Origin of the sequence: Sphingobium limneticum, assembly GCF_008710155.1 — a bacterium.
GTDB lineage: Bacteria > Pseudomonadota > Alphaproteobacteria > Sphingomonadales > Sphingomonadaceae > Sphingobium > Sphingobium limneticum.
In genome coordinates this window covers 593125-603839 of record NZ_VYPZ01000001.1, presented here as the reverse complement: position 1 = coordinate 603839, position 10715 = coordinate 593125, and the positions used below count along the sequence as shown (strand labels likewise).

Genomic DNA, 10715 nt, shown 5'->3' with positions numbered 1-10715 from the left:
TTCAATATTATAGATAAATATCAAAGGGATAGGGTGATATGGAAAAGCGCATAATACTGTCCATCTCGTTGTTCGCGGCGACCCTCCTGTCGCCGCTATCCCCTGTCGCTGCGCAGGACAGCGTTCCTGCCGCAACCGCGTTGACGGCGAGCGCCACGCTGCACGCGGACAAACCCGGCGCGACGATCGACCGCCGCATCTTCAGCCAGTTCGCCGAACATCTGGGCTATGGCATCTATGGCGGCCTGTGGGTCGGGCCGGGGTCGAAAATCCCCAACACGCGTGGCTATCGCAACGATGTGGTGGCCGCGCTCAAGGCGCTGGCCGTGCCGCTGGTGCGCTGGCCCGGCGGCTGTTTCGCCGACGAATATCACTGGCGCGAAGGGATCGGCCCGCGCAACCAGCGCCCGACCAAGATCAACACCCATTGGGGCGGCGTGACCGAACCCAACAGTTTTGGCACCCATGAATTTATGGACTTTGCCGAATTGATCGGGGCGGAAGCCTATGTGTCGGGCAATGTGGGCAACGGCACGCCGGCGGAAATGGCCGAATGGGTCGAATATATGACCGCCCCGGCCGGCACGCTGGCGGACGAGCGGGCGAAGAACGGCCGCAAGCAACCGTGGAAGCTGCCCTATGTCGGCATCGGCAACGAACTCTGGGGTTGCGGCGGCAATATGCGCGCTGAATATGCCGCCGACGTCACCCGCCGCTATGCGACCTTCGTCAAGTCGCCACGCGGCACCAAAATCCTAAAGATCGCGAGCGGCGCCAATAGCCGCGACTATGACTGGACCGATGTGATGATGCGCGTCGCGGGCAAGTCCATCGACGGCGTCGGCCTGCATTATTACACCCATCCCACTCGCGGGAAGGTGAAGGGATCTGCCACCGATTTCACCGAAACCGACTATGCCCGCACCCTTGTCAGCACGATGGTCATGGAAGAGCTGCTGGCAAAGCATGGCGCGATCATGGATAAATATGACCCGGAAAAACGGGTCAATCTGGCGGTCGACGAATGGGGCATCTGGACCGATGTGGAACCGGGCACCAATCCGGGTTTCCTCTATCAGCAGAACAGCATGCGCGACGCGATCATCGCCGCGCTCAACATCAACCTGTTCGCCCGTCACGCCGACCGGGTGCGCATGACCAACATCGCCCAGATGATCAACGTCCTTCAGGCTATGATCTTGACGAAGGATGATAAAATGGTGCTGACCCCGACCTATCACGTGTTCGAAATGTATAAGCCATTTCAGGACGCGACCTTCCTGCCGCTGGACCTGAAATCCCCCTGGTATAACAAGGATCAATGGACCGTCCCGGCGGTCAGCGCAGCGGCGGCGCGGAGCAAGGCGGGGCAGGTATATATTTCCCTGACCAACACCGATCCCAACCGATCTGCGACCGTGACGGCTAAACTCGAAGGTGTGCAAGCCGCCAGCGTGGATGGACGTATTCTCACAGCGCCCGATATCCAGTCGCATAATGATTTCGGGTCGCCGGACGTCGTGCGCCCAGTGGCGTTTGGCGGCGCGACAGTTTCGCCCGATGGCCTATCGGTAACCTTGCCGCCGCATAGCGTGGTAGTCCTCGCGCTGCATTGAAGGGGAGGGCCTAGTGCACAGCCGCAACGGCAGTGGATTTCGCTCGCCACGATTGATGAAAGCGATGCCGACAGGCGCGGGAAATGCGCCACAAATAATCTTCACGATGCGGTGGACCATGGCCACTGTCATAGCGTGTCATGGTCTACCCAGCAGATTTTGAAGGTTTGAACAGAAAAATTGTTTGTGCGGGCAAGCGGATACGGAGCCGGCGGACAAAATGACGTGGACGCTTCGATCCGATCGGGTGAAGAGGCCATGGATCGCTCCACTACTGGCCGATAGGCTACACAAACCCGCTTTCGGTGGAACCAGTCTCAGGCAGATAGCCGCATGGCCAGTAGCATGCTGGGGCACATTTGATGCGGCGAAAGTGGCGGCGGCGATGGGTATGACCGCGGGCTTCGCTCTCTTTTGGCTGCATGTCCGGCCGGATTGGCCGTTGGCAGCCGGTGTCGCCGCCATCCTGCTGCTATGGCTGAGCTGGATCGTGCGCCGGCCCGAGCCGAGAAAAGGGCAATGAGCCGACATATCGGCCATTCCGCGCGGCAAAGAGAATATGGCACGGACCGACGGCCAGAGCCATGGCCCGCGTCCCCGAGATGTGTGACGAGCCAATCGCCCACGCGATATTGCGATCAGCCGCTGGACTGGCGAACGCGCCTGTCTGGTGTGTCCGGCATTGCCTTGATCCTCCTCTGCATAGGATGCGCAACGCTGGTCACTCGGCACGATCTCGCGCCTAACAGGCCCCCGCCAGTTCCTGCTCTATTTCGTCTGGAAAGCCTTAAAGCGCCTGCGGAACCTCCCAAAGAGGTGCCGGACGGCGCCCGCAAGGTCGAACAGCGCCAACAGGCCCCCACGGAAAAAACGCAGGTCGAAATCCCGCCGATGCTTCTCCCGCGGCAAGCGCAGCCGGTAGAACCTGCTAGGAAATCATCCGAATCCGCGCAAGCCAAGGAAGCGGTTCTCGAAACCTCCGCTCCCAAGTCGTTGCCGGCTCCCCCGGCACCGCAAGCCTCGACCGACAGGAAAGCGAGTTGGGAGGATATCCTTCTGGCCCATCTCGAAAAACATCGCCGCTATCCTGCCGCAGCGCGTGCGTCAGGTCGCCAAGGCGTGGCTCAAGTCCTTTTCCGTATGAACCGGGCAGGCCAACTGCTTTCTCTGCGGGTGCTCAATTCGTCCGGTTCAAGCATATTGGACCGCGCCGCACTCGATACGGTGCGCTGTGCGCAACCATTGCCCCCTATTCCGGACGATCGCCCGGACAGGATGGAAATTGTCGTCCCAATCGAATTTTTCATCGATAATGTCGGGATGAGGAGCGATTAAATCTCTTGCCGAAATTGTGTCGATCCGATGGTGGCGTCATCATCGAGACAATCGCCTGAAACTATCATATAAAGATATCTTTATATCGTCCTTGACAATGATGCTTCTATGGTGTTGAAAGACCCTGTCGAGGTTCCCCACCTCAGGCGTGACGGTGGGGCTAAGACGGGAAGCCGGTGGTGCCCTTCGGGGCAGAGTCCGGCGCTGCCCCCGCAACTGTAAGCGGCGAGCGGCGGTTCCATTTCGTGTCACTGGGCTTTGCACAAGGCTCGGGAAGGCCGGAACCACCGCGATGACCCGTAAGCCAGGAGACCTGCCTTCGGCGCCAAAACGTTCCTCGGACGGGGGTTCCTCCGGTGGATCGCGCCTGAAGCGTGTCCCTTGGCGTAACCGCCGTCCGGGCCACTCATGCCGTGCGCGTTCTTCCATTGACCCTTCCGCCCGATCAAAGCAGGTGACCGGTCGATGTTTGCAATCCTGTTACGCCCCTTCGCATATCGACGAATGCGCCCGCGCGCCGTGCGATCGGGGTGAACCCCCTCTGACGCGGCGCGCCGCAAATCCAGACCCATATCCGAACCTCAACGACGGACGGCGCATGCGCCGGACCGAAGGAAATTTCGCATGCCCGCAACTCGCGCCACCTCCTCCCTTCCACACATGGTTTCCGCCGCGCCGTCAGGACGACCGGCCATGTCGGACGACGATCTCAGCTTCTCCATCAGGAGCTTGCGCTTCGACGAGAACTATCAGCCCTCCGAAAAAACGCGCATCACGACGAACTTCGCCAATCTGGCCAGAGGCGAGCACTGCCAGGACAATCTTCGCGGCGCCCTCAGGATGATCGACAACCGCTTCAACGACCTTGCGGATTGGGACAATCCCGACGGCGATCGCTACAGCATCGAACTCGATATCATTTCAGTCGAGATGCATATTGCCGCCGCTGGTGGCACCAATGCCTTCCCGATGATCGAGATACTGAAGACGAGTATCGTCGATCGGAAAAGCGATACGCGCATCAACGGCATCGTCGGGAACAACTTCTCGTCCTACGTGCGCGATTACGACTTCAGCGTGCTGCTGGCAGAGCACAACAAGGGACGAGCAGGGTTCGAGGCACCGGACGGCTTTGGCGATCTGCATGGTAACTTGTTCCGGCATTTCCTGAACTCGCGTGCATACACGGACAATTTCAAGAAGCCGCCGGTCATCTGTCTGAGCGTATCGAGCAGCAAGATCTATCATCGTACAGGCAACCGCCATCCTGTTCTGGGTGTCGAATATCGGCAGAGCGCGTTTTCCTCCACCGACGCATATTTTGCCAAGATGGGCCTGAATGCGCGCTATTTCATGCCGAGAGGGAGCGTAGCCCCGATGGCCTTCTATTTCACCGGCGATCTGGCGAGCGATTACACCAGCCTCGAACTCATCGGCACGATCAGCACGATGGAATCCTTCCAGAGAATTTATCGGCCGGAAATCTACAACGCCAATTCCGCTGCCGGACTGTGCTTCCGGCCCAGCCTGGATCATGAGGACTTCTCGTCCACCCGGATTGTCTATGATCGCGAGGAGCGCAGTCGCCTCGCCATCGAACAGGGCAAGTTCGTACAGGAGCAACTCATCAGGCCCTACCAAGCCGATCTGGACCGATGGTCCGCCAGCTACGCCCCCAGCCAGCCCTTTGACCAGACAGAATATAAGGCCACCCATCATGAAAAAATTGTTGCCCACGTCGACCGCCGGCAGCCTCCCCAAGCCTGGCTGGCTTGCCGAACCAGAGAAACTCTGGTCGCCCTGGAAGCTGGAGGGCGAAGACCTCGTCGCCGGCAAGCAGGATGCCCTGCGCCTCGCCGTGGAGGATCAGCGGCAAGCGGGCATCGACATCATCGGCGACGGCGAACAGACCCGCCAGCATTTCGTCACGACCTTTATCGAGCATCTGAGCGGAGTCGATTTCGAAAAGCGCGAAACAGTTAGAATCCGCAATCGTTACGATGCGAGCGTGCCGACGGTGGTCGGCGCAGTGGCGCGCCCCAAGCCGGTCTTTGTCGATGATGCGCGTTATCTGCGCGCGCAGACCGATCAGCCGATCAAATGGACACTGCCGGGCCCGATGACGATGATCGATACGCTCTACGATGCCCATTATCGCAGCCGCGAGAAGCTCGCCTGGGAATTCGCCACGATCCTCAACCAGGAAGCCAGGGAACTGGAGGCGGCGGGCGTCGACATCATTCAGTTCGACGAACCTGCGTTCAACGTCTTCTTCGAAGAGGCGAACGACTGGGGGATCGCCACACTGGAAAAGGCTGCCGAAGGGCTGAAATGCGAAACGGCCGTCCACATCTGTTACGGATACGGCATCAAGGCGAATACCGACTGGAAGAAGAGCCTGGGATCGGAATGGAGGCAGTATGAGCAGACCTTCCCCAATCTGCAGAAGTCCATCATCGATATCATCTCGCTGGAATGCCATCACTCCCGCGTACCCATGGACCTGATCGAACTTATTCGGGGCAAGAAAGTAATGGTCGGCGCCATCGACGTCGCGAGCGACACCATCGAAACGCCGGAAGAGGTTGCCGATACCCTGCGCAGAGCCCTGCAGTTCGTGGATGCCGACAAGCTATACCCTTCCACCAACTGCGGCATGGCGCCGCTATCCCGCAGCGTGGCTAGGGGGAAGTTGAACGCGCTAGGTGCTGGCGCTCAGATCGTGCGGGATGAACTGGCGGCCTGACAACCTGCAGGAGGCGCGTCCCGCGCATGGCGAAAGGGCCTGTCCGGGGATTGCGGACAGGTCCTTTGGCGTTTTGGTCTGTGCTGCATCGGCAACATTCGCGAACCGGTAACGCACTGGGACCGACGGGTGGCGTCCGAAATTTTGGCAGAGGAAACGACGTCATTCGCGCATCGTTCGCGCACCGGGCCATCTGTTGGGTCGTTCCAGATCGTCCGCGATATGCAGCTGTGATGGATCGGTGCCATCTGGGCCGAACGTTTCTTTTACTCCCAACTATGCGTGACCAAATTTGGAATTATCTCATCTCATTTTTGCCAAGGCCCGTTGTGCTGGTCTATAATGAGGATCGATCGCAATGGCGCGGCGGATGAATTGTTCGGCTTGCACCCGGTCCGTTTGGACGCCGGAGCCACGCAAATATGCCTTGCCCAGATTGACGCAGCTTTCGGCATGGGCAACGCTACAGCCCCGACGGAACAATCCCACCGCCTGCACATGGTCCCGTACGCCGACCTTACCCTTGTCATGCAAGAGGCCCAAATTGCCACAGCCTGCGCCTTCATCCTGATCGCAGGCTTGTTGGTAATAGCGCGCTGCTTGCGCGATCTCTCGCGTCACGCCCCAACCTTTTTCGTGCAGGACACCCAGATTGAAGCAGGCATTGGCGTCCCCGTTTCCGCAGGCCGGTTCATAGAGCGACGCAGCCCTGTTCCGATCCTTTCGCACGCCGATGCCTTTCACATAGGCCGTGGCGAGATTGGAGCATCCGCCATTGTCGCCCGCGTCGCATGCGCGCCTAAAATAGCTAGCCGCACGACGTTCATCCTTCATCACGCCCTTGCCCATTGCGTAGGACAGGCCGATATTCGAGCATCCGGTCGGACTATCCAGGTCGCAGGCTTTTTGAAAATAGAAGGACGCAGAAGCCGCATTTTTTTCGACACCTTGCCCTTTGTCATGTGCAAGACCCAGCCGGATGCAACTTGGCGCATTTTGGGCCGAGCATCCCACGCCGTAAAGGCTGGTTGCGCGCGCCCAATCCTGCGGCACCTTTTCCCCTTGAGCATAGGCTAAGCCGGCTTCTTCGCAGCTATCGCCATCTGTTACGGTGCAGGTTGAGGCCAGTTCATTGACGGTCGCTTCGCCTGTACTGGCGGATCCCATCATAAGTAGCAACGCTTCCAGGATCATTGGTCGGCGATCGGAAACGGGTCGGAATCCGCCTTCTTGCGTTCAATGGAATAGCGCAATTTTTCAGGTGTCACCTCCAATATCGTGATGGAAAGATCGCCGATCTGCTCGGTTTTCGCGTTGCGTGGCGTTCGTATCATCTGTCCGCTGCCCGGACGGGCGAGGTCGCTGATCGCATAGCCGCGCAATTCGAAGAGGATTTCGCCATCCTCAATGCCTTGATAGGCAATGTCGTAGATTCTGCCCGTCTCGTCGGCATCATAATCGAGTGACGCTGGCAGATCGACGCCTATGGCATAATCGCGTGGCGGTACGATGGGTTGGCCCTTACGCTGCTCCTGCTCCGTGCCGAAACTATCGGGCGAGGGGGCCGCAGACCGGATCACCGGTGTCATCGGATCGGCTTTCATCCGGGCATGGATGGCCGCCGGAGTTTGCGACGGATCATTGTCGGCGATCAGTGCGTGGGCGAATGCGACATCGTCGATTTCGAGCGGAAAGCCGCCGGTCGCGGCACGGTCGGCCGCGCAGACAAAGTTCAGTTCCGCTTCCCCCAGGCTACCTGCTTCGACACGCTGCACCTCATCATAGCCAAGCGCGCTTTGATCCAACGGTTGATCATTGGCATCATAGCGCATGACCATGATCCATTGCTGCGTCTTTTTTACGCAATCTGTCTTCATGAAGGCGCGCCGGGTCAGCATTTCGCTGCTTGGCGCGAAGATCTGGCTGGAGGAATGGCGGACGATGTCGCCCTCTCGTTCGATGGATTTCTCATCCACGAACAGAACGCGATCGGCGCCCGCCGCGACAAACCACCATTGCGACTGGCGAGCCTGCGCCACAGTGGGCACCAGTCCCACCAAAAGGATCGCCATGGAAGCGCTCGTCGCGAGACGGGAAGGAAGGTGCGGCCACCCTCTGACGATCGTGTCCCAGACTGTTTCGCTCACATAACCTCCCTATGATCCGCGAAACGGGATCAACATCTCATTTTAAAAAATGTTCCGAATTCGAAATGACTTGCCGCGGGATATTCGCGGCCGTCGGGATCGGTCAGTCCTGCCGCCTCAGGACGACAAGCGGTCGGACCAGGTCATGGTCGCCGGGGCACGGACAGGAAGAAATCCATCATCGCCCGCGATGCATCTGGGCCTGCCGGGTCAGTATAGGAACCCCCTTGGCCGCCCGACCAGCCATGGCCGCTTCCATGGACAGTCCAATCTTCCAACAGCAGGTCGCCGGACTTCGATTTGTAAATCCTTCGTGTGAAATCCCGCCCGTTATCGGAGCGGCCGGTAACGGATCGCGCAACGAGCGGACCGGGGTGCGCCTGCTCCAGTTGGTGGAGGAATGCGCCTGCATTGGACGGATGCACGACCCGATCCTGATCCCCATGGAAGACAATTGTAGGCAGAGGACGCCTTGGCTTCCCGGCCAGACGAGGCCGCGCATCGCCACGCATCGCAGACATTGCCGCGCTTATCGACCGGATATCGCCATGGGAAACGCCGGAATGGACCCCCACTGCGGCAAAGATGCCGGAATAGGCCGCACCGATGATGGCGGCGGCCGCTCCTCCCGCAGATAGTCCGGCGATATAGACCCGCGCCGGATTGGCGCGGCCTAGGATGATCGCGTGGCGGGTAAGGGCGGCGATGACGGCAGGCTCTCCGCTGCGCCCCTGATGCGCGGGATTGTGCCAATTCCAGCAGCGGGCAAGGTTCGCATTCTTTGATTGCTGCGGATATAAAACGAGAAAGCCTAGTTCGTCGGCGAGCCGGTTCATACCGGTGCCGGCGGCGAAATCCGCCGCCGTTTGCGAACAGCCGTGCAGCATTACGACGAGCGGCATGCGCCGCCGGGCCGAACCGTGCGGGGTGTAGAATTTGTAGGTCAGGCTTCCTTGCGCGCAGCGAAACTCATCCGAGAGGAAGCTTCCCGGCTCCGGGCGTGGCGGTCGAGACGACGAGGTCTTGCGTTTTGCTCCGATGGAGGCCGGCTTGCGCCCTGCATGGCCCGGGGGAGCGATCGCATCGCCGATTGCGAAGGCCGCGGACATAGGTCGCCCTTTGCGCGCCAGACGAGCGGCCTTGAACAAGGTCTTTACAAGATTGGCCATAATGTCCCCGCGCTTGGCTCTCCATCGAAGAACGACCGGCGGACCGCATTGATCCTGCCAGAAATAACTGTCCTGTCATAAAGGTTGAACGATCAGCCGTTCAGATCGCAGCATCCGACGGGAGGCATGACGTTCGACGATGGACCGACTTTGGCTGATTTCGAACGCGCAGTCTGGCTCGACCAGTGATTCCGGATGTGCGGCGATCGAGGCGATCTGCCATGAACGTGGCCTGGACCTCGTCCGGCACAGCGGTTTCCCGGATGAGGATATACCCGATGAAGCGGATCTTGCGGCCGAGAGGATCGACACGGTGGTCCTGTTCGCGGGCGATGGGACGATCAACGCTTGCCTTTGCGCTCTCGCCAACTGGCAGGGAGCGATATTGATCCTGCCGGGCGGCACGATGAACCTGCTCGCAAAGGCCTTGCACGGGGATCGGGAACCGGCGGAGATCGTCCATGCCGCCCATGCTGCTCCCGTTCGCGTGGCACGCCCCTATATCGAGGCCGGGTCATCGCGTGCCTTCGTCGCGGTGATATTAGGCCCCGCCGCGCATTGGGCCGAGGTGCGTGAGGCAGCGCGCAAAGGCGTATATAATCGGTTGTTCCGTTTCGCTGTCCGGGCTTGGCGACGAACCTTCGGGCAGGCGGTTCGTGTCACTGGCGTCGCCGGGATGCAGCGGGGCTATCAGGCCATCTTCGTATCGCCCGAGGAGACGGGCATGACGGTCACAGCAGTCGATGCGCGCGACTGGCGCACGATCCTCGACCTTGGCTGGGAATGGTTGCGCGGCGACTGGGTGGCGGCGCGCGCAGTGAAGGAGAGGCCCGCCAAAAGCTTCAGGACGAGCGGCAAGCGCCCCGTTCTCGCGCTGTTCGATGGTGAGAGCATTACGATAGAGCCGGGGACTCGCTTCACCTGCGGACGCTCCGCGAAGGTTTTCCTTGCCACAAGGCCAGAGGCGGCATGATCCGGCTCTTCCATGTCAGCGATCTCCATTTCGGGGCCGAAGACCCGCAGGCGCTGCATTGGTTCGCAGATATTGTCGCCATGGAACAGCCCGACCTCATCGTGGTGACGGGCGACCTGACGCAACAGGCGCGCCCGAGCGAGTTTGAAGCGGCGGCGCAGTGGCTCCGGGCGTTGGGGCAGCCCATCACTGTCGAGGTCGGCAACCACGACCTTCCGCTATTCCCGCTGGCGCGTTTCCTGAGGCCCTATGGCCGCTACGAAGCCTTGGAGCGCTTGGTCGAGCGGCCGTTTGATTTGCCCGGCGTCAGGATCGTGCCGCTTAGGACGACGGCGCGGTTCCAATGGCGCTTGAACTGGTCGAAGGGTGTTGTCAGCGATGCCAGTATAAACCGGACGCTGGGCATGATCCGGGCGGGCTCGGGAAGGGGCTTGACGCTGGTGGCGTGCCATCATCCCTTGGTGGAAGGCGACACGCGCATGTCCTCCCGGACGCGCGGGGGCACGGCGGCGCTTGCGGCATTGGCCAAGGCGGGCGTCGATGCGGTGCTGAGCGGTCATGTCCATGATCCGTTCGACATGTCGCTGAACCTTGCTGGTCGCACGATCAGGCTGATTGGAGCAGGCACCCTGTCCGAGCGTGTGCGGGCGTCCCCGCCATCCTTCAATTGCCTCCATATCGATGACGGCAGGATGGAAGTCGTTGTGCGGTCGATGCCGTAGACGCCGT

The 10715-nt window shown here is 60.2% G+C and carries 8 protein-coding genes, 1 pseudogene and 1 riboswitch; of the genes and pseudogenes, 6 read left to right on the top strand and 3 right to left on the bottom strand.

Annotated elements, in window-relative coordinates:
- The first annotated feature begins 38 nt into the window (after positions 1 to 38).
- The 4 genes and pseudogenes from F4U94_RS02305 (at position 39) to F4U94_RS02290 (ending at position 5697) form a co-directional block, all read left to right on the top strand.
- On the top strand, positions 39 to 1616 hold the full coding sequence (locus tag F4U94_RS02305; RefSeq protein ID WP_120252952.1) for an alpha-N-arabinofuranosidase: 1578 nt from the start codon (positions 39 to 41) through the stop codon (positions 1614 to 1616).
- 606 nt (positions 1617 to 2222) lie between these two features.
- Positions 2223 to 2951: an energy transducer TonB gene (locus F4U94_RS02300; protein WP_170271893.1), complete on the top strand. Its 729-nt coding sequence runs from the start codon at positions 2223 to 2225 to the stop codon at positions 2949 to 2951.
- A 113-nt stretch (positions 2952 to 3064) separates the two neighbouring features.
- Positions 3065 to 3286, top strand: a riboswitch (cobalamin riboswitch).
- Between the two features lie 289 nt (positions 3287 to 3575).
- Positions 3576 to 4604 (top strand): annotated as a pseudogene (locus F4U94_RS02295) (DUF1852 domain-containing protein); the annotation flags it as partial.
- 64 nt (positions 4605 to 4668) lie between these two features.
- On the top strand, positions 4669 to 5697 hold the full coding sequence (locus tag F4U94_RS02290; RefSeq protein WP_120252954.1) for a methionine synthase: 1029 nt from the start codon (positions 4669 to 4671) through the stop codon (positions 5695 to 5697).
- A gap of 303 nt (positions 5698 to 6000) precedes the next feature.
- Here F4U94_RS02290 and F4U94_RS02285 read toward each other — a convergent pair whose 3' ends face one another.
- The 3 genes from F4U94_RS02285 to F4U94_RS02275 all read right to left on the bottom strand — a co-directional run bounded on the left by F4U94_RS02285 (position 6001) and on the right by F4U94_RS02275 (position 9013).
- Complete coding sequence (locus tag F4U94_RS02285; protein ID WP_120252955.1) at positions 6001 to 6891, bottom strand: tetratricopeptide repeat protein; 891 nt, start codon at positions 6889 to 6891, stop codon at positions 6001 to 6003.
- A complete protein-coding gene (locus tag F4U94_RS02280) occupies positions 6888 to 7769 on the bottom strand; it encodes a hypothetical protein (RefSeq protein ID WP_120252956.1) in 882 nt (293 codons plus the stop codon). The genes F4U94_RS02285 and F4U94_RS02280 overlap by 4 nt, the downstream gene beginning before the upstream one ends.
- A 218-nt stretch (positions 7770 to 7987) precedes the next feature.
- Complete coding sequence (locus F4U94_RS02275; protein WP_120252957.1) at positions 7988 to 9013, bottom strand: extracellular catalytic domain type 1 short-chain-length polyhydroxyalkanoate depolymerase; 1026 nt, start codon at positions 9011 to 9013, stop codon at positions 7988 to 7990.
- Positions 9014 to 9152: 139 nt separating this feature from the next.
- On the opposite strand from F4U94_RS02275, the gene F4U94_RS02270 reads away from it, so the two are divergent.
- Together F4U94_RS02270 and F4U94_RS02265 are read left to right on the top strand one after the other, a co-directional pair.
- Positions 9153 to 9986 (top strand): diacylglycerol/lipid kinase family protein, encoded by an 834-nt coding sequence (locus F4U94_RS02270; protein WP_120252958.1) that lies wholly within the window; start codon positions 9153 to 9155, stop codon positions 9984 to 9986.
- The gene (locus F4U94_RS02265; RefSeq protein ID WP_120252959.1) at positions 9983 to 10708 is read left to right on the top strand and encodes a metallophosphoesterase family protein; all 726 of its coding nucleotides are present in this window, start codon (positions 9983 to 9985) and stop codon (positions 10706 to 10708) included. Before F4U94_RS02270 ends, F4U94_RS02265 begins: the two co-directional genes overlap by 4 nt.
- Positions 10709 to 10715: the final 7 nt, after the last annotated feature.